This window comes from Patiriisocius marinus, assembly GCF_008974325.1.
GTDB classification, from domain to species: domain Bacteria; phylum Bacteroidota; class Bacteroidia; order Flavobacteriales; family Flavobacteriaceae; genus Patiriisocius; species Patiriisocius marinus.
In genome coordinates this window covers 598,101-618,008 of sequence record NZ_BKCG01000001.1, presented here as the reverse complement: position 1 = coordinate 618,008, position 19,908 = coordinate 598,101, and the positions used below count along the sequence as shown (strand labels likewise).

Sequence of the window (19,908 nt, the reverse complement as noted above, 5' to 3'; positions counted from 1 at the left end):
GCTGTAAATGTAAAATATTGTTTATTGTGAGATTATTGCTCACAGATAATTTCAAGTTCAGTTCTAAAGGCAACAAACTTTCCTTCAAATTGTTTGCCTTGTGATCTTAACTTAGGAGCATCTTCCTCATAGTATTTTTCTAAGGTCTCTTTGCTGTCTGTGTGGTATTGAACGGAATAGGTTGTACCTCCCATTTCTTCTTCAATTTGTACTTTAGTCATTAACGCTTTAGAAAATTTTCGAGTGTCTAACATAGCAGGAATATGAGTGTTTTTCATCCACTCTAACCAATTGTCGTGTGCACTGTTTTCTATATTTATAGTTACGTTGTATATGTACATGGGTAAATTTAATTTTTGCTGGTATTAAAATGGTTTGATGTCTATTCGATAGCATCTCCTCGTAGCATTCTATACTTTTTTCGTGCTTCGATAAAGTAAATACTGTCTTCAAAATTAAAAATAATTTGTTCGTAGTATTCTTTAGCTTTTATAGGGTCCTGTAATTCATACTCATATAAATTAGCAAGTCTAAAATAAGCGTCATCTGCTAAAATATCTTCTTTAAAAAGATCTATTAGTTTTAAGTAATTAGCTTCTGCTTTTTTTGTATCACCTATTTTTTCATATAAACCTCCTTGTTTTAAAAGGGCTTCATCTTCAATTTTTTCACCTTTATGGTTGGTTAAAATTTCGGATAGAACATCAATAGCTTGTTTGTCTTTATTTTGTAGAGCAAGCAGATCTGCAGTTGCGTATTTTTTTAACGCTGTGTGCAGTGAGTCTTCTTGAGTATTATCGTGTATCATCAAAGATAACTCGATGGCGTCATTTGCGATAAGTTGAGAAGCAGATTTTCTAAGTACATCAAGTTGTGTTTTCGCCCAAACAAAATCGCCTTTAAAATAGCTTGTTCTAGCTACTTTGAAACGTGCTTCTTGTGCAAGAACATCACTTTGTATTTTCTTTTGTATTTGTGTGTAATAAATTAAAGCACGATTAAATTTTTCTTCAAAAACAAGAATATCGGCAAGCTCCATTTTCACCCTTGCTTCTTGATATGCACTTAATTTTTCATTAGCAAGTGCTTTTAGGTTTTCAATTGCAGTTTCAGATTTCTTTGCTTGAAACGCTAAAAAATGATTGTAATCAATTTGTAATAAATACGTTTTAGAGCCACTTCCGTATTGGGTTAATAACTGTTGAAATTGCGATTCTATTTCTGGATAGTCTTCTTCTTTTGCAGTTGCAAGTTTTATCTTCATTAGGTATTGATAGCCTTGTAATTGTGCTTCGGGAGTAGCGCTATTTTCTATAACAAAATTAATTATTGCTGCAGCGTTTTCATAGTCTCTATCCGCAAGAGCAATAAGTGCTAAGTCTGAAATTCCACCTAAATCTTCTTCTGTTCGCTTATAAATAGCTTTCTCTTGTGTGAATGCTTTTTTGAAATCTTTTTGCTGTATAAACAACCAGCTTAATAGTTCGTTATAAAGCACATCTGGATTCTCTTGCAGTTTTTTTAGAAGAATTCTTCTTAAGATTCCGTTCGCCTCGTTTTGTGGGTCTTCTGTTACGTACAGACTAAAATTGCGTTGAGCAATACTTTTATAGTTGGGTCTTGTTTCTATTAAGTCTATATATTTAGTAAACATAAGCTCTATCTTCCCTTGCTCTCCATAAATACGTGCTAATTGCATATTTGCATTAAGGTTGGGGTTTAGTTCCATTCCTTTTTCGAAAGCTAGGATTGCTTCGTCTAGTAAGCTATAATCTTCAAATCGTTTTGCAATTATAGTAGCGTAGTTTGGTTTAATATTAATTTCTTCTAAGGCTTGTTTGTAATTAATTTGCGCAAGTGAATCTTGATTTTGTAATGCGTAGTTGTAACCTAGATTAATATAGTATTGTGGTTGGAACCTTCTACCTTCAAGCTTTTCAATTAGTGCTTTTTCAGCTTTGTCAAACTGTTCAAGTTGTTGGTACGATTCAACTAAGTTGTCTAAGAATGCTGTTTTGTGTGGAGATTCCTTATAAAGTTTTTCGTACAGTGAAATGGCTTTTTCATACGCACCTTTATCGAAATAGTTTTTCGCTAAAAGTTCGCTTTGAGCAACGCTTGTAGTTCCTACAAACAGCAATAGTAAAAGAATGAAATTGCGCATAACGTAAAGATAGTGTTTTATAGATTGTGTAAAAACAAAAATCGTGCCTAGGGTATGGATTTACTAACTATGGCAAGTGTGTAAAACTAAAATATCCATCGTTTTAAAGATGGATATTTTATACTAATTCTCAGTATAACTAAACTTGTAATACGGGTATTTAATTTTTATTACGAAATGATATCAAAACCACAGTATGGAACAAGTACATCAGGAATTTTAATTCCTTCTGGTGTTTGATAATTTTCTAAAATACCTGCTAAAACCCTTGGTAATGCTAATGAGCTACCATTAAGAGTATGTGCAAATGAGTTTTTACCATCGGCATTTTTAAAACGTAACTTTAACCTATTAGCTTGAAAAGCTTCAAAGTTTGAGACTGAAGAAATTTCCAGCCATCTATCTTGGGCTGTTGAAAATACTTCAAAGTCATATGTTAATGCAGAAGTAAAACCTAAATCCCCACCGCATAATCTTAATATTCTAAACGGAAGTTTTAATTCTCTTAAAATTTCGGTTACGTGATCTACCATACCGTCTAAAGCTTTATAACTATTATCCGGATGTTCAATACGTACTATTTCAACCTTGTCAAACTGGTGTAATCTATTTAAACCTCTTACGTGTGCTCCATAACTTCCTGCTTCTCTCCTAAAACAAGGAGTGAATCCTGTACAGGTAATTGGTAAATCTGCTTCTTGAACTAAATCGTTTCTAAACATATTAGTTACAGGAACTTCAGCCGTTGGTATTAAATAAAGATCATCTACACCTACATGGTACATTTGTCCTTCTTTATCTGGAAGTTGTCCAGTTCCAAAACCAGATGCTTCATTCACTAAAAGCGGCACTTGGTATTCAGTATAACCAGCATCAGTATTTTTATCTAAAAAGTATGAGATAAGTGCGCGTTGTAGTCTTGCACCTTTTCCTTTATACACTGGAAAACCTGCACCCGTGATTTTTACTCCAAGTTCAAAATCTATTAAATCGTATTTTTTTGCTAATTCCCAGTGAGGCATAGAACCCTCTGCAAGCACAGGAATATCACCTTCTCTAAAAGTTTCCTCATTATCATCTTCTGTCAGGCCCGCAGGAACCAAATCATTAGGAATGTTAGGAATCGTCCACAGAAGTTTTTGAAGTTCTTCTGAAATGCTATCAAGTTGACTACTTAGTTCTTTTGATGATTCCTTTAGTGCAACTGTTTTTTCCTTTAGTACATTCGCTTCTTTCGCATTTCCAGATTTATAAAGATCTCCAATTTCTTTAGAAACGCTATTAGATTCGGCTAGGGTTTCGTCAAGTTTTGTCTGTGTAGCTTTTCTGTTTTCGTCTGCATCTAAAACTTTTTTGAATACTTCAGCAGCATCAATTCCTCTTTTAGTGAGTGCTTTAATGTAGCGGTCTTTATTATCACGAATGTCTTGTACTTGTAGCATAATGTGTTGATTTTAACAAGGCGCAAAGTTACATAGTCAAGTAGCGTTTGCAAAAAGTTAATTGATTTTATTTAGGAGTAATCTAAGGGTAGAAAAGTGATGTTCAAATTAAATAGCTAATCAAATTAGTTTTTAGTTGAAAAACTATAAATGGAGCCTTCAACAGGCATGTGTTCAATAGTTAACATTTTAGGGTCATTTTCTTGCTTTGGATTACTAATTACTCTAGGATTCTTAGCGTTACCGTAGGCTATAACTCGTTTTTCATATACGGTAGGGCCATAACTAATTACTTTGCTAACACCTGAATGAGGTCCATTTTGAAATGCTTTAGAAAAGTTTGAAATGGTATTTGGACCCATATGTAGTTCAAAAACACCATTTTTTTCGTGTAATTTAATTTGAAATGTAACTCTAGACAAGGTGTCGGAAGCAAAAGAGGCATTCTCAAATTCTATAATTAGAACATTATTGTTTTCTGAAATTTGATTTTTATACCGAATTGGCGACATAGATATATCATTATTAAATCCAGCATCTTGCATGGAGATTTCGGAAAACGCATCGGCAAAATATTGATGTTCCACGTCGAATACTATTCTGCCTGTAGTTTCTAAATGAAGACTGTCAAATGTTTTGTCAAAAAAGGTAAAAGGAAATCCTATTGCGATATCATATGTAGTATTAAACGCTCCCCAAGGGATTGAATCGTTTAGAATTTCAGCTTTGTCTAGCGGTAAAAAAGGGCTTGTTTTACTGTGGAAACTTTCCGAAGATTGTTTACAAGATACAAGGCTGATTACAAGTACTAGGAGTAGCTTTTTTAGGAGTAACATTTTGATTTTATAAGCCAAATTTATTTCTTAAAACAGAAATGATTACAATTGCTAAGATCAAGAAAATGATAATAGATTGTACTTCTCGTTGTTTTTCTCTTTTGGTTTTTCTACTAAGCATTTTTAAATGGAATAAGTATGAAAAGATACTAATTTTAATTGTTATTCAACTCCAAGTTAGGATTCTTGAGTATGTTCTCTCTTGTTGGGCGTTCCTCTTTTTTATGATAATCAACAGGTGAGGGTAAAATCCAAGGGTTGTGAGTAAATATTTTCCACGGTACGCTTGCAAGATCTACTTCTTGGTCAATTAAACGGTGATATGGACTACCGTTAATTTTAATTTTTACATCCATATACACTTCAACATCGTTTCCTTTTTTAGCCTCAACCGCTTTAATTCGTTGTGCTAATTGCCAGATTATATCTGGTTTAGACTTCACGTTTCGACGTTGTTTTTTAGAGAGCATACTCAGGTAATCGTATTTAACACGTTTCCCTGTTGCCTTGTCTACTGTGTAAACGTTTAAGATGCCTCCTTTAGAACGCAGCATCATTCTCCAGCTTAAGCGGTGGCCTTCTTCATTCCATAATACATCGTCAGGTATAGCCCAATGGCGTAGTGGCAATCCTATTTGAAAAATAAAATAGATGGTAAAACAACTAATTAAAAGTGTTTTTTGTTTTGGCACAATGACTTCGCTAGCGTTGTATAATTCTTTATTAGGAAGAAATAATCGCTGTAAAGTTTCCGAAGAAAAAAAGAAAAAAGCAAAAGCAATTGACATATATGGAAAGATGCCTATTTGAAACACAATGGAATTGAATAGGTGAAAAAACACGGATACTGCAAACCCAATAACTCGAGTTTTTCGCCATAAAAGTAGGGGGACGATAAGCAAATCGAATAAAATTCCTACATATGCAATTGTGTAATGTACCCATTCTTGTTGTAGAATATCACCCACTAACCAATAGTCTTTTTTACCTGCCATTAATAACTTGGTGGTAGTTCCATCTAACCAATCTGGGTATAATTTTGCAACTGAAGCATAGGTGTAAACTATCCAAACTTGTAATATTAAAACCAATATTACCCACCTGGGCATAGAGGGTGATTTGAGTAGAGGATTTTGTTTGGCGTCTAATGAGAGCCATTTATTTGCTGGTAAAAACACCATTAACCAACATAACAACATCATTAAATAGTAATGATTGTTGTAGCTAGATTTTTGCATTAAATATACACAAGTCCACATCAATGCATAAAAAAACATGCTCCAGCGATATTTGTAACCGAGCATTACCCCAATCCCAAAAATTCCCATAATAGCAAAATATACATACATCCAATTGCCTGGCAACGGTTGTAGAAAGTCAAAACCTATAAAATTAAAGGTGAATTCTGGGTCGATAAAATTTCGTTTAACAGAACCTAATAGTATTTCGCCAAAAGCTTGAATTGTAATCAATAGCCCAAATACTACCCTCCAGAGTACTAAACCAGTGTTGTCTATATGTTTAAATAAAAACTTATTCAATGTTTTCGATGAATTTACGAGCAGCTATCTCGTCTTGCTGAATTGCTTGTTTTAATATTTCAATAGTGCTAAACGTTTCTTCGTTTCTAATGTGAGACAAGAATATAATGGTTAATTCTGTATTGTATAAATTTCCATCAAAATCTAAGAAATAGGTTTCAATAGTTTTTTCAGTTCCTCCTACAGTTGGGTTTGTTCCTATACTAGTTATGCCATATTGCAATGTGCCATTAATAGTAGCACTTGTAACGTAAACACCATTTTTTGGTACAAGTTTGAAGGATTGTTTTATCTGTAAGTTAGCAGTAGGGTAGTTGATAGTTCTACCTAAAGCTTTACCTGTTACAACAGTTCCTGTAATATTAAAGTTGTATCCTAAATATTGATTTGCTGTTGCTATATCACCGTCTAAAAGTGCATTTCTAATTTTTGTAGAGCTAATTGCTACGTGATCTAATTCTTGTGCGCTAATTTGTTCTACAGTAAAATTGTACTCTTTCCCAAAGGCAATTAAATCGTTGATATCTGCATTTCTATTACGTCCAAACCGATGGTCATAACCTATAATAATCTTTTTAGCTTTTAGTTTACCAACTAACAAATCACGAACATATTCTTCTGCGGTCATTCGGGAAAACTCATAAGTAAAAGGTTCAACAACAAAGTGATCAACACCCGCATTGTCAAGTAATTGTTTTTTTTCTCCTATGGTATTGATAAGTTTAATGTCACTATTTTTTTGTAGTACCATACGTGGGTGTGGGAAAAAAGTAAGCACCACTGAACTTAAGTTTTCAATAGCTGCAGCTTGGGTAAGCCTTTTAATTATTTCCTTATGTCCAAGGTGAACACCATCAAAAGTTCCAATGGTAATTACACTTCCTTTGGTTGATGTAAACTGCGAGGCGTTTAGGTATTCCTCCATATTAGTTTCCGTTAAAAGTGTTCATTGTGTTGTTTATACCTGCCATCCCAAACGATTTTATTGCTTCCATTGCTTTAGGAACTCTTTCAATCATTACGCTTTCTTCTTCAGCTGTCCATTCGCCTAGAACATAATCAACTTGACGTCCTTTAGAAAAGGCATCACTAATACCAAATCTAAAACGAGGAAATGCTCCACTACTAAAAGTGTCTTGAATATTTTGTAGACCATTATGGCCTCCGCTAGATCCTTTAGGTTTAATTCTAAATGTTCCAAAAGGTAGGTTAAGATCATCCGTTACAATAAGAATATTTTCTTTATCAACCTTTTCTTTTTCCATCCAGTACTTAACGGCCTTTCCACTTAGATTCATATATGTGTTAGGTTTAAGCAATATAAAACTACGACCTTTAAATTTGTATGTAGTAATATCGCCAAGTTTAGCGGTTTCCCAGTCTAAGTTCTCTTCTTTAGCGATATAATCTAATACTTTAAAGCCAATGTTGTGGCGTGTATTTTCGTATTTTGGTCCTATATTTCCTAATCCTACAATTAAAAATTTTTTCATAATGGGCGCTCCATCATTGTTGGAGTTGTTTTCTTTTTGAGAAGATTCTATGTTCTCTTTTTTTACTTTTTCATCGGAAATATTACTCTGTGAGGTACGTACCTTTTCATTAACCAAGCTTTCATTTGGTTGATTGGTGTACAGTCCTAAAAGTTTCCGAAGAAATGCTAGCATACATTTGTTTAAATAGTAAAAATAAAAAAAGCATCCCGAATTAACGGAATGCTTTGTATATAATTAAATGGACAGTGATTATTCTGCAGCAGCTTCTTCAGTTGCTGCTTCAGCACCATCTTCACCTTCTTCATCGTCATCATCAGCATCTGCAACAGCAGTACGAGATGTTCTAATTTGGCAAATTACAGTGTTGTCAGTGTGTAAGATTGAATATGCTTCGTTCTTTACAGCAGTAACATACATTTTAGCACCAATTTTCATATCAGTGATATCAGCTTCGATAAAATCAGGTAAGTTAGCTGGAACAGCTTTTACTCTTAATTTACGAGAAACGATACGTAAAACACCACCATTTCTAACTCCACGAGAGTTACCAACAATGTGTACTGGAATTTCCATCATTACTTCTTTATCATCAAAAATTTGATAGAAGTCAATATGTAAAATACGGTCAGTTACAGGGTGAAATTGGATATCCTGTAAAATTGCGTTAACTTTTGTTCCGTCTTCTAGCGAAACTACAACCGTATGCACATCTGGCGTGTATACTAGTTTGTTGAAGGCGAGTTCTGGTGCCTGAAAGTGAATAGGCTCGTCTCCTCCGTATACTACGCAAGGAACCATACCAGCATTACGTAAGGTAGCAGTTGCTTTTTTACCTACGCTTTCTCTTTTTGATCCGTCGATTGTAATTGATTTCATTTTGAAATTTTAAATTATAATTGTTTTCTTTTCCCTTTTAAAGGGCTGCAAAGATACTGTATTATATTTATTTAGCTAATTAAACAAAAGGTTTTGTTTAAGCTTGCTTTTTAGTCAATTACATTAGAAACTTAGAGCTAATACTTTGGTTTACGTGTACGCTTTTCATAACATCAGCGAAAAGATCAGCACAAGTAAGTACTCTTAGTTTAGGGCTTGTTTGACGCAATGGTATAGAGTCAGTTACAATAAGCTCTTCTAGTTTAGATGCTTCAAGACGTTCGTAAGCTTTACCAGATAGAATAGGGTGTGTACAAATAGCTCTAACTGACAATGCACCACGCTCCATCATTAAATCTGCAGCTTTTGTTAGTGTCCCAGCAGTATCAACCATATCATCTACAAGCACAACATTTTTACCTTTAACATCGCCAATAAGTTCCATGTGGCTTATGATGTTAGCTTTTTCACGTTGCTTATAGCAAATTACAACATCACTTTCCATTGCTTTAGAATATGCATAAGCTCTTTTAGAACCACCCATATCTGGTGAAGCTATGGTAAGGTTAGGAAGATTTAAACTTTTTAAATAGGGTAAGAAAATTGTTGAAGCAAATAAGTGATCTACTGGTTTTTCAAAAAAGCCTTGAATTTGATCAGCATGTAAATCCATAGTGATAATACGTGTTGCTCCAGCTGTTTCAAGCATTTTAGCAATTAGTTTAGCTGCAATTGGTACACGAGGCTTGTCTTTACGATCCTGACGTGCCCACCCAAAGTAAGGCATAACGGCAGTTATATGTCTTGCGCTTGCGCGTTTTGCAGCATCGCACATTAATAATAGTTCCATTAAGTGATCGCTGCTTGGGTGAGTAGACCCTATTAGGAATACACGACAACCTCTAACAGATTCTTCAAACGAAGGCTGAAATTCGCCATCGCTATAAGTTGAGGTAATAATATTTCCTAATGGAATGCCGTATTTATCAGCAATATCTTTAGCGAGCGCTTGAGATTGTTTACAAGCAAAAATCTTTGGAGTTGGTTCGAAAGCCATGGTGTTGTGTTGTTTATTTTTGACAAAAGTAACCCAATACTTAAAGCCTCAAAAAAAATGTTGTTTTGATTTACTAACATTTTTTTTAAGTTTAGGAGTTTGAATATTTAGTTGTCGAAAGTTAATCGTTCCGGCTTGTAGTTTTAATTAAATGATTATTTTTGCAGTCCGTTTTTTACAACGGTACTACCATTATCTAAAAGATAAAAAGCTCGAGTGGCGGAATTGGTAGACGCGCTGGATTCAAAATCCAGTGACTTCGGTCGTGCGGGTTCGATTCCCGCCTCGAGTACCAAGCCTTCAATTATTTGAAGGCTTTTTTTATACCCCTACTTTAATTATCATCAACAGAAAGATGATTTTTGTCACTTTTTTCATAGCAACCTTAATTTATAATGAACTTAGTAAATATTTGATTAATAGTATTTTATAAGTTTTTTTATTTAGAATAAGTCTTAATAATATTATTTTAGCAGCACTATTCTTATTTAGAACAAATAAAAATAAGTAATTTTGCCCGCTCATAATAATTCAATTTATGCGCTTATTGCTTACTATATTATTGTTAAGTTGTTTACATCTTTCAGCACAAACTGAGCAGGAAAGAGACAGTCTTACTTCTGAAAAGTTAGATGAGGTTGTAATCACAGGACAATTAAACCCACAATCGGTTTCTAAATCTGTTGTTGAGGTTAAAGTAATTTCTAGAAAAGATATTGAGCGGCAAGCAGGAAATACATTAGCCGACGTTTTAAATACAACGCTCAATTTAAACATAACACCTAATACTTCAACAGGTAAAAGTGGTGTGAGTTTATTTGGATTAGATAGTCAGTATTTCAAAGTATTGATTGATAATGTACCCATTATTAATGAAGAAGGAGTTGGTAACAATACAGATTTAACACTTATTAATTTAGATGATATAGAACGTATCGAAATTGTGGAAGGAGCAATGGGTGTTCAATACGGATCGAATGCTGTTTCTGGAATTATCAACATAATAACTAAAAAGTCCTCCCGCAACGATTGGGAAATCACAGCCTATTCTCAAGAAGAGACTATAGGTGATGAATATGAATGGTTTGATAAAGGTCGTCATATCCAATCGTTGAAGGTGGGGCACAATTTCAATGATAATATATATGGTAATGTAATTTATACTCGTAATGATTTTGGAGGTTTCTATAATGAAAAGCAAGGAGAAAATTATGAAGCTAATGATGGTTTAAGAGGTCACGAATGGTTACCAAAACTTCAGCAAAATGCAAAAGGACTTGTCTCATATAAAAAGAATAATATAAATATATTTTATCGATTCGATTACTTAAATGAACGTATTGAAAAGTATGCTGAGAATGTAGATTTAAACGAAAATCCAGCAACTGGAACAACAAATCCTTCGGCTTTAGACGAAATTTATAGAAACAATAGATTTTACCATCATTTAAATGGAACAGGGACTATTTTCAATAAAATTGGATATAACGTTTCGGTTTCATACCAAAAGCAGACTAAAGATTTAGAGCGATACACCTACCGTATTCGCAATCAAGAAAAGGTGAATCTAGAAGAAGGCGAATACCAAAGCAGAAGCGCTTTTTTCTCACGTGGAACTTTTAGTAATATCATAAATACAACCACTGCTAATTTGCAATTGGGCTATGAGTTGACAAATGAAAAAGGTTCAGGTTCATCATTAGCCATTGTAATTGGACCTGAAAGTGATGAGATAAATCAAGAGTTAAATAACTACGACTTTTTCGCAGCTTCGGAAATTCAATTAACGGAACAATTTTCACTCCGTCCAGGATTTAGAGCATCATTTAGCAACTTATTTGATACTCAGTTTATAGGGTCATTAAGTGCTAAACAAACCCTTGGCGAAGATTGGGAACTTCGTGCCATTTTAGGTTCGGCAAATAGAACGCCTAACTATAATGAGCTTTATACATTTTTTGTTGATGTAAATCACAACGTGCAGGGAAATCCAGATTTAAATCCTGAAAAGGGAGTTTCGGCTTTTCTACATTTAAAAAAGAAGAGTTCATTTTCCGAAGGAGTATTTCGGTTAAAAAATAAATTGAGTTTTAATTATTTAAATCTTAAAGATCGTATTGAATTAATAGTGGTTAATCAAAATCCTCTGGCGTATCAATATAATAATATCGATAGCTTTAAGGCGATTGGGGTATTTTCTGAAAATGAAATTTATTATGAAAATTTTAAAGGTCAAATAGGTGCTTCGTTTCAAGGGGTTTCAAAAGTTTTAGACAGCAGAACTCAACGTAACGACGATTATTTATTTAATCTTCAGTTAAACTCTAATCTCTCTTATACTGCTCCAAAATGGCAGACAACATTTTCATTATTCTATAAATTTATTGGAGAACAACAGCAATTTGTTGAGCAAACAAACGAGGCTGGGAATCAAGAATATGTTACAGGTAAAACTGATGCCTATAGCTGGATGGATGCCACAATAAATAAATCATTTTTTGATGGTGCTTTCACGACTACTCTAGGTTGTCGAAATCTTTTCGATGTAACGCAAGTTAATACTACTGCTGTTGAAGGAGGTACTCATAATGGTCCTCCAGCCCAAATTCCACTTGGTTATGGCCGCTCTTATTTTTTAAAACTAACGTATAATTTATCTTTTTAAATATGAAATTTTACAAATCAATATTATGTTTCGCAATTGCTACTCTCGCATTAGTTTCGTGTAGTGATGATGAGAGTTCAACGGTAAGTTCAAATCCTTTTGTTGTTGCTTTTGAAAATTTGTCAACTAATTTGAGCGAAATTGAAACTTCTGAAAATATTCCATTGGTTTATTCTGAAACGACCACTGAAGAAGGAAGTATTACCGTTTTAATAGAAGCTACTAATGCTGTTTATGGAACTGATTTTATAACTAATCCTGCAGTTATAAATAACAATTTAGTAGTTCCAATTTCTCTTGGAGAAAATGGAACTACAATTGAATTCAAAAAGTTAAACCCTGCTCTAGATGAAACAGTAGAAATTAAGTTTATCATTATTGCAACAGATTATTCTAATGCGGTTATTCAAGGTAATTCGACATTTACGCTTAACAGTACAGCGTCATTAGGTAGGGGTTTTGCACCTGAAGTTGGAGGTCCAAATCAACCAAACCAAGTGTATATTGATTTGAGTTCTGAAGAACAAATTAGTGTACAAAGAGATGCTTGGGATTTAGGTTTTTATGGTGGGTCAGAATTTAAAGTGGGTATTAATAGCTCCATTTATATGGCAGTTGCACAACTAGAAAGCACAAATATAGATGCCGTTACTGAAGCCGATGTTGCTAGTATTAAAGATCAAGTTGCTGTAGGAACTTTTGATCCCACGAATGAAGCTTATATAGACAATCCAGATGGCGATATTAGTAAAACAGCTATTTCAACTATTAATGCAACTGAATCTGATAATAATGTTTACTTAGTTAATCTTGGTTATGAAGTGGGTGTTGAAACTCCAGCTCCGGGAAGTGTTGCAGTAGCGGGTGAAAGCAGAGGTTGGAAAAAAATAAGAGTATTACGTCAAAATGATGGTTATTTATTGCAATATGCCAATATTGATGATGCAATTCATCAAGAATTATTCATATCAAAGGATGCAAATTACAACTTCACTTTTTTCAGTTTTGACACGGAAACAACATTATTAATAGAGCCTAAAGCTGAAAAGTGGGATATTAATTTCACGGTATTTACAAATATTTTAGAAGGTGCTGGATCGTATGGTTTTTCAGATGGAGTACTTCATAATCGTAAAGGCGGTGTTATTGCTTATTCTGTAAATACAGAGGATATTGCTTACGATGATTTTCAACTTGAAAATATAGAAAATTCAAATTTTGAACAAGACCAGCGCACTATTGGGAGCTCTTGGCGAAATGTAATAAATGATGACAAAGTACTTGTAGATAATATATACTACATCATTAAAGATCCTAACGGAAATAACTATAAACTAAAGTTCACGGCATTGCTTGATGATAGCGGTGCACGTGGTTTCCCTGAGTTTAAATACAAACTTTTATAAAAAATAAACTTTCAAACTAAACTATAAAAAAGACTAAAATGAAAAGAATATTACTTTCGGCTATACTAGTAGCCACGTCAATCATTAATGCTCAAGAAACGGTCCAAGTTTCAATGGGAGCTGGGTATGTGAATGAAGTTTACATGGACCTTTCAGACCAAACAGAAAATAGCTACACAGCTGAAAGTTGGGATGTTGCATTTTTACGTGATAATCCTCAAAACATTGGTATTAGAGTAAATGACGGTGTAGGTATAACAGTTTTTGAAGCTGCAAATAATGCTGCTGCCTTTGATGCAATTGATGTTGCAAATGAAGGAGCATGGACACCGCTTTACAACGACGATACCAATTGGGATAATGGTGCTTTTATGCAAGGTTCAGCGACATATGGCTGGGGGGAATATAATCCGGTATCTCACGTGGTAGAAGGCACAATTGTATTTGTTCTGAAATATGCTGACGGAACATACATTAAGTTCATTAATGAATCTTATTTGGGAGCTTACACTTTTAAATTTGCTACTTGGGATGGATCAACTTGGATTAATGAAACTACTCAAACAGTAGAAAACACTTCTAATCCTGAAACTAGATACAATTATTTCTCATTAAAAAATAATGAAGTAGTAATAGCAGAACCAGCAATTGATGCTTGGGACTTTGTTTTCAGAAAGTATACAACATTTTTAAATCCTCCAGGTGAATATTATACAGTAACAGGAGTTTTGCATAATCCAAATGTTACAGTTGCTCAAAATGATGAAACAACTGGTGGTGGAAACCCTAACGGTTTAGATTATTTAGAAGAAATTAATACGATAGGTTACGACTGGAAATCATTTAATGGATCTGGATATACCGTAAATAGTGATATGGCATTTTATGTAAAAAGAAATGACAACACTGTGTATAGAGTTGTTTTTACTGAATTTGAAGGGTCATCAAGCGGGAATATCGCCTATACAGTTGAGGATGTATCGAGTATTTTAGATGTTGAAACTGTAACAAATGTTGTTTCTTTTGGAATGTATCCTAATCCATCTTCTAATGGACAAGTAACTATTGTTTATGAAAACGGAGCATTAGTTTCAGAAAATAGTGTTGTAACAATCCACGCTATTACTGGAGCAAAAGTTTATACTTCAGCAGTTAAAAGCACTTCAGGATTTTTTAATAAAACAATTGATGTTTCAGCATTTAAAAGTGGCGTTTACCTTGTGACTTTCAAATCTGGAGCGGCATCAATTTCTAAAAAACTAATTTTAAATTAATACAGTTATGAAAAACATAGCACTTACAATTTTTGCTTTAGGGTTCGTGTTTACGGCAACAGCTCAAAATAAAAAACAAAAACAAGACGCAGAAGCCATCAAGAAAATGTGCGGCTGTTACGAAGTAACTTTCAATTTTGCTGAAACTTTTAATTATAGTAATGACTCGCTGTATCAGCCTTCTAAAACTAAAATTGCATCTGGTTTAGAGTGGGCGCAATTGGTAGGAGATGAAACAGATGCAGATAAAATTCAGATTCAACATTTATTGCAAGTTGGAAATCCTTCCGACCCAATGATTATAAAACACTGGCGTCAAGATTGGTTATTTGAAAACAGAGATTTATACACTTATAATGCAGATAATGAGTGGTCGTTTGTTCAAAAATCAAAAAAAGAGGTTAAAGGACAGTGGACACAAAAAGTATTTCAAGTGGATGATAGCCCTCGTTATGAAGGTACTTCTTCATGGGTACACGTGGATGGTAGAAGTTATTGGGAAAACACAACACCAGCACCGCTTCCTAGACGTGAATACACACAGCGTAGTGACTATAACTTAACAATGCGTACCAACCGCCAAGAAATTACAGATTTTGGTTGGATACACGATCAAGACAATGAAAAGTTGATACGTGAAAAAGGAATGGTAGATGTTCTTGTAGCTAAAGAAAAAGGATATAATACGTATGTTAAAGTCGATGATAGTCGTTGTACAGCAGCAGCAAACTGGTGGAAAGAGCAAAATGATAAATGGGTGGCTGTTAGAGCTAAATGGGATGAGGTATATGCAAGAAATCAAGATTTAAACCTTGAGGAAAAAGTAGATAATAAAGTGCTTTACAAACACTTATTTGATGATAATGTAACTGAAGTATCACAAATTAATCCTTTGATTGAATCTTTTGTGAAAAAGCCATAATATGAAAAAGAGTATAATTTTAAGTGTCCTTCTTGTGCTATGTATTTCTTCGGAAATACTAGCGCAAGATAATGTGTTTTTATCAAGAGGATTTTGGAAATCTAACCCAACTGTTGACCAGATAATTTCAGCAATAGATAAGGGAAATGATCCAGTGGCATTAAATAAAAATGCTTTTGATGCTGTTGTATATGCCTTATTAGAAAATGTAAACAATGATGCAATTAAGTATCTATTATCACTTGAAGGGAATGATGTAAAAAAACGAACGCATGATAGTCGCACGTATATTTTTTGGGCAGCTTACAAAGGTAACGTAGCAATAATGAAACACTTATTAGACAAAGGTGCAGCAATTAATATTACAGATAGTAAAGGCAATACACCTGTAACTTTTGCAGCAAGTTCTGGGCAAAAAAATCCGGAAGTTTATAATTTATTTGAAAAGCAAGGAGCCATTTTATCTGCTGAAGCAAACAAAAGCGGTGTAAAAGTGTTATTTCTTGTTGCACCTTATCTTGATAATGAAGAAGAACTTAGTTATTTTTTAGACAAAGGGGCTAGTTTAACTGAGCTTGATCCTATAGGAAATACAGTATTTAATCACGCAGCTAAAAATGGTAATATTGAGTTTTTACAGTTGCTTGTGGATAAAGGTGTGCATCCTAAAAAAGAGAATGAATACGGCGGAAATGCTATGTTATATGCGAGTCAAGGTACTCGAAGTAGACAAAGCTCTTTAGAAACATATAAGTATTTAGAGTCCTTAGGGGTTAAAGTTAATGTGGTTGGTGATAATGGTAGAAACCCACTACATACAATAGCAAATAGAACTAAGGATATTTCCGTCTTTAAATATTTTTTAGAGAAAGATGTGGCTGTAAATTTAAAAGATGACCAAGGGAATTTTCCTTTCGGGAATGCAGTTAAATCAAATGATTTAAAAGTAATTAAACTTCTTTTTAATAAGGTAAATGATGTTAACCAAAAAGATGGGAAAGGACGATCAGCACTTGCACTTTCAGTTTTAGGTAATTCAGTTGAAGTTGTTGATTTTCTTCTATCAAAAGGAGCTGATGTTCAAACAAAAGATGCAGAAGGAAATTCCCTTTTGTATTATTTGTTAAACTCGTTTGAAGCTAAAAACCCAACAGTGTTTGATGCTAAATTACAGTTGCTAAAAACACAAGGACTAAAATTAAATGAAACGCAGGGTGGAGCAAACACCTTACTACATATTGCAGCTCAACAAAACGACTTAACATTGCTTAAAAGGGTTTCGGATTTTGGTATTGATGTAAATGCAAAAAATATTGACGGGTATACAGCCTTGCATATTTCGGCTATGAAATCTCAGGATGATGCTTTGCTTAAACACTTAGTTAGTATAGGAGCAAACACCACTATTAAAACCGAATTTGAGGAAACAGCTTTCGATCTTTCAAGTGAAAACGAAATGCTTAAAAAACAACATATTCAATTAAACTTTCTTAAATAATATGAAACGATTTTTTAAAATTAGTTCTATCGCTTTTGTAGCTTTTTTAATGTTAGTAGCTTTTTCAAAACCTATTGAAACTACGAATGTGAAATGTATGATTCAAATGACAAACTATGCTGGAGAAGGCGCTTACGTGGTTGTATCATTAATTAACCCCAAAGGGGAATATGAAAAAACACTTTATATACAAGGAAAGGATAGCGAGTGGTTTAGTGAAATATCTGAATGGTGGAAATTTTATGGGAAACGTCGTTCCAATATAGATGCTATTGCTGGTGAAACTATAGCTGGAGGAGAACGAACAATTAGTGTAGTTAAAATACCATCAGAGAAAATAGATAAAGGATATAGTATCCGTTTTGAAACTGCCGTTGAGGATAAAGAATATTTTATAGATGATGTTCAGTTTGAATTAACAACTGCCAACTTAAAAAGTAAAAAAGAAGGCAAAGGTTTTATACGATACGTGCGTATGATACCCCAATAATTAAATGAAATGATAGGGTCTGTCTGGAGATATAGCCATTTTTTGCTTGCAATATTATCGTCGTTGTTTCTATTGGTAGCAGCAGTTACTGGAGCAATATTAGCTGTTGAGCCAGTTGCTAATACAATACAACCTTATAATGTTGTGCCATTAGATAAAGTGCCACTTTCTCAAACGGTTGCTGCACTAAAAGAAAACTTTACCGAAGTATTAGACTTGGAAATCACATCAGAGAACTTTGTGAAGGTATCTGTCTTTACAAATGAAGGTGAGAGTCAAACCATTTATGTTAATCCTTTAACGGCAGAGCGCCTTGGAGAGGCAGCTTCACAATCTGCATTTTTTAGTTTTATAACTAACGTGCATAGATCGTTATTCTTAAAAAGTATAGGGCGTGCATTTATTGGGGTAGCTTCACTATTACTTTGTTTTATAGCTGTTACAGGTGTTTTTTTATTGGCACAGAGACAAGGTGGTTTTAAAAATTGGTTTGTAAAAGTTAAAGAAAGCAATTTTGGACAGCGATATCATATCATTTTTGGAAGGTGGTTTTTACTTCCATTAATTATTGTTGGGGCAACTGGAGTTTTTCTTTCGGCTGAAAAGTTTTCTTTATTACCTAACACTTCAGTTGAACACAAATTGGCATCGATTTCTTCGGAAATTTTAAAGGAAGAACAAAATGGTAAAGATGTATTATTTCAGAATATAACATTAGACCAAGTTAGAAAAATAACCTTCCCTTTTTCTGAAGACCCCGATGATTTCTATCTATTAGAACTTCGGAAAAATGAATTAATAGTACACCAATACACTGGCAAAGTATTGAGCGAAGTGACTTATCCCTTTGTTCAATTAGCTTCAAGATGGAGCACAAAATGGCACACAGGACAGGGAAATGTTTTGTGGTCTATTATTTTATTCCTAGCGAGTTTAAGTTTGTTGTTTTTTATAATATCTGGATTTAATATGAGTATTAAAAAACGTAAAAAAGCATCGCAATTTGTTCAAAAATGGACCAAAGACGAAGCTGAGTATATTGTGCTTGTTGGTTCAGAAACAGGAAGTACTTTAATTTTCGCTAATGCTTTTGCAGCAGCTTTATCGCAACGTGACTTAAGTGTCTTTGTTTGTAATATAAACGAATATAGCACATTCCGTAAAGCAATACATTTAATTGTTTTTACTGCGACTTATGGTGATGGTGATGCACCAACAAATGCACGTAAGTTTGAAACACTAATACATGCTATAAAACCAAATCAAAACTTGAAATTTTCGGTGGTAGGCTTTGGTTCGCTTTTGTATCCAAACTATTGTCATTTTGCAGTTAAAGTAGACGCAATGCTTCATACCCATGAGTGTTTTTTTCCTCTTTTACCTTTAGTTAAAATCAATAATCAATCTGAAGTTGCTTTTCAAGATTGGGTTAAAAAATGGAATGAAATCACAGGACTTGGACTTAAAGTAACATTGCCCTTTAAAGAAAAGAAGCATGCTGAAGAATTCAATTTCGAAGTAATCGAGCGTACTTTTTTGAATATTGACAATACCTTTTTACTGCAACTGAAACCTGAAAAAGCATTAGAATTTCAATCTGGAGATTTACTTGCAATTGTTCCTCCTAACAGTGATACAGCGAGACATTATTCTATCGCAGAAATTAAAGGTGAACTATTGTTAAGTATTAGGGCACATGAAAAAGGGCTATGTTCAGAATATCTGGCTACTTTAAAAACAGGAGATACTATTTTAGCGAGTATTGAAAAAAATAAAAGCTTTCATTTACCTGAAAATACTTATTCTGTTTTTTGTATAGCTAATGGGACTGGAATTGCACCGTTTTTGGGGATGTTTTCTAAAAATCAACAGCAATCGTTTCATTTACTTTGGGGAGGTCGTGGTAAGGATTCTTTCAATTTGTATAAAAAGTCTTTAGGACGAAATGTTCTTTTAATTAATGAAATGGCCAAATCTGATAGTGCATTGAAAACGTATCAATTAGCTTTTTCTCAGAACAGGAAAAAGACATATGTACAAGATATCCTTTTGAAAGAGCAGGTTGAGGTTGCTAAAAAATTTAAGGATGGATGTGTTTTTATGATTTGTGGTTCTATGGCTATGCAACAATCAGTTTTAGATACTTTAGAAACTATTACAATAACCCAATTACAACAACCATTAAGCGATTTCGAAAGCAATGGTCAATTATTAATGGATTGCTATTAAATCTTTTTATCA

16 protein-coding genes and 1 tRNA gene are annotated in these 19,908 nt (G+C 33.8%); 8 read left to right on the top strand and 9 right to left on the bottom strand.

The annotated features are described in order from the left end of the window. Positions 1-32 precede the first annotated feature (32 nt). From GBH57_RS02710 to GBH57_RS02670, 9 genes are all read right to left on the bottom strand, one after another. A complete protein-coding gene (locus GBH57_RS02710; RefSeq protein ID WP_151672508.1) occupies positions 33-341 on the bottom strand; it encodes a DUF4286 family protein in 309 nt (102 codons plus the stop codon). Between the two features lie 41 nt (positions 342-382). Next, the gene (locus GBH57_RS02705) at positions 383-2,164 is read right to left on the bottom strand and encodes a tetratricopeptide repeat protein (RefSeq protein WP_151672507.1); all 1,782 of its coding nucleotides are present in this window, start codon (positions 2,162-2,164) and stop codon (positions 383-385) included. Between the two features lie 170 nt (positions 2,165-2,334). After that, on the bottom strand, positions 2,335-3,606 hold the full coding sequence (gene serS / locus GBH57_RS02700) for a serine--tRNA ligase (RefSeq protein ID WP_151672506.1): 1,272 nt from the start codon (positions 3,604-3,606) through the stop codon (positions 2,335-2,337). Positions 3,607-3,731: 125 nt separating this feature from the next. Beyond that, a complete protein-coding gene (locus GBH57_RS02695) occupies positions 3,732-4,442 on the bottom strand; it encodes an NIDO-like domain-containing protein (RefSeq protein ID WP_151672505.1) in 711 nt (236 codons plus the stop codon). Between the two features lie 155 nt (positions 4,443-4,597). Continuing rightward, on the bottom strand, positions 4,598-5,983 hold the full coding sequence (locus GBH57_RS02690; protein ID WP_151672504.1) for an HTTM domain-containing protein: 1,386 nt from the start codon (positions 5,981-5,983) through the stop codon (positions 4,598-4,600). After that, entirely contained in the window at positions 5,976-6,908 is a 933-nt protein-coding gene (locus GBH57_RS02685; RefSeq protein ID WP_151672503.1) for a bifunctional riboflavin kinase/FAD synthetase, read from the bottom strand. The genes GBH57_RS02690 and GBH57_RS02685 overlap by 8 nt, the downstream gene beginning before the upstream one ends. Before the next feature lies 1 nt (position 6,909). Beyond that, positions 6,910-7,476 carry an aminoacyl-tRNA hydrolase gene (gene pth / locus GBH57_RS02680; RefSeq protein WP_151672965.1) on the bottom strand — a complete coding sequence of 189 codons (567 nt, stop codon included), beginning with the start codon at positions 7,474-7,476 and terminating at the stop codon, positions 6,910-6,912. A gap of 252 nt (positions 7,477-7,728) precedes the next feature. After that, positions 7,729-8,355 carry a 50S ribosomal protein L25/general stress protein Ctc gene (locus GBH57_RS02675; protein WP_151672502.1) on the bottom strand — a complete coding sequence of 209 codons (627 nt, stop codon included), beginning with the start codon at positions 8,353-8,355 and terminating at the stop codon, positions 7,729-7,731. 118 nt (positions 8,356-8,473) lie between these two features. Further along, the gene (locus tag GBH57_RS02670) at positions 8,474-9,412 is read right to left on the bottom strand and encodes a ribose-phosphate pyrophosphokinase (protein ID WP_151672501.1); all 939 of its coding nucleotides are present in this window, start codon (positions 9,410-9,412) and stop codon (positions 8,474-8,476) included. A 210-nt stretch (positions 9,413-9,622) separates the two neighbouring features. Between GBH57_RS02670 and GBH57_RS02665 the strand changes: the two genes are divergently transcribed. The 8 genes from GBH57_RS02665 (at position 9,623) to GBH57_RS02630 (ending at position 19,896) form a co-directional block, all read left to right on the top strand. Then, positions 9,623-9,707, top strand: a tRNA-Leu gene (locus GBH57_RS02665). A gap of 243 nt (positions 9,708-9,950) precedes the next feature. Next, positions 9,951-12,077 carry a TonB-dependent receptor plug domain-containing protein gene (locus GBH57_RS02660; protein WP_151672500.1) on the top strand — a complete coding sequence of 709 codons (2,127 nt, stop codon included), beginning with the start codon at positions 9,951-9,953 and terminating at the stop codon, positions 12,075-12,077. A 2-nt stretch (positions 12,078-12,079) separates the two neighbouring features. Beyond that, positions 12,080-13,483: an HmuY family protein gene (locus GBH57_RS02655; protein ID WP_151672499.1), complete on the top strand. Its 1,404-nt coding sequence runs from the start codon at positions 12,080-12,082 to the stop codon at positions 13,481-13,483. A gap of 38 nt (positions 13,484-13,521) precedes the next feature. After that, on the top strand, positions 13,522-14,757 hold the full coding sequence (locus GBH57_RS02650; protein WP_151672498.1) for a T9SS type A sorting domain-containing protein: 1,236 nt from the start codon (positions 13,522-13,524) through the stop codon (positions 14,755-14,757). A gap of 7 nt (positions 14,758-14,764) precedes the next feature. After that, complete coding sequence (locus tag GBH57_RS02645) at positions 14,765-15,679, top strand: DUF6607 family protein (RefSeq protein WP_151672497.1); 915 nt, start codon at positions 14,765-14,767, stop codon at positions 15,677-15,679. Position 15,680: 1 nt separating this feature from the next. Continuing rightward, positions 15,681-17,177 carry an ankyrin repeat domain-containing protein gene (locus tag GBH57_RS02640; protein WP_151672496.1) on the top strand — a complete coding sequence of 499 codons (1,497 nt, stop codon included), beginning with the start codon at positions 15,681-15,683 and terminating at the stop codon, positions 17,175-17,177. Between the two features lies 1 nt (position 17,178). Further along, a complete protein-coding gene (locus GBH57_RS02635; protein WP_151672495.1) occupies positions 17,179-17,667 on the top strand; it encodes a DUF2271 domain-containing protein in 489 nt (162 codons plus the stop codon). A 9-nt stretch (positions 17,668-17,676) separates the two neighbouring features. Further along, a complete protein-coding gene (locus tag GBH57_RS02630) occupies positions 17,677-19,896 on the top strand; it encodes a PepSY domain-containing protein (protein WP_151672494.1) in 2,220 nt (739 codons plus the stop codon). Positions 19,897-19,908 lie beyond the last annotated feature (12 nt).